The 454-nt window shown below is 68.5% G+C and carries 1 protein-coding gene (cut by both window edges); it reads right to left on the reverse strand.

The whole window is internal to a TonB-dependent receptor plug domain-containing protein gene (locus GLA29479_RS23330) on the reverse strand: the coding sequence, 480 nt in all, runs 16 nt past the left edge and 10 nt past the right edge, and what appears here is coding positions 11-464 — codons 4 (partial) to 155 (partial); reading right to left, the first codon wholly in view occupies window positions 450-452. Both codon boundaries (start and stop) fall beyond the window edges.

Consider the following 454-nt stretch of genomic DNA (forward strand, 5'->3'; position numbering starts at 1 on the left):
GGTTTGCGGGTGATGATCGAGACCGCGCCGGCGGCGGTGTTGCGGCCGAACAGGGTGCCCTGCGGGCCCTTCAGCACTTCGATACGCTCGACGTCGGTGAACGGCAACAACACGCCGCCGCCACGCCCGGCGTACACACCGTCGACGTAGACGCCGACCGCCGGGTCGGTGCCGATGCCGAAGTCGTCGGTGCTGATGCCGCGCAACTGGAAGCCCGGCTGGGTCGGCTGCTGGCTGTCGACCACCAGGCCCGGCACGAAGCTGTCGAGATCGCCCATGTCCTGCGCGGCGATATCGTCGATGAGCTCGTCGGTCACCACCTGCAGGGCGATCGGGACGTCCTGCAGTTCCTGTTCGCGACTCTGCGCGGTGACGGTGATCTTCTCCAGTTCCTTCGGCGCCGTCTCCTGGGCATAGGCGACCGGCGCGGCCAGGACGAAGGCGCCGCCGCAAA

This window comes from Lysobacter antibioticus (assembly GCF_001442535.1).
GTDB lineage: Bacteria > Pseudomonadota > Gammaproteobacteria > Xanthomonadales > Xanthomonadaceae > Lysobacter > Lysobacter antibioticus.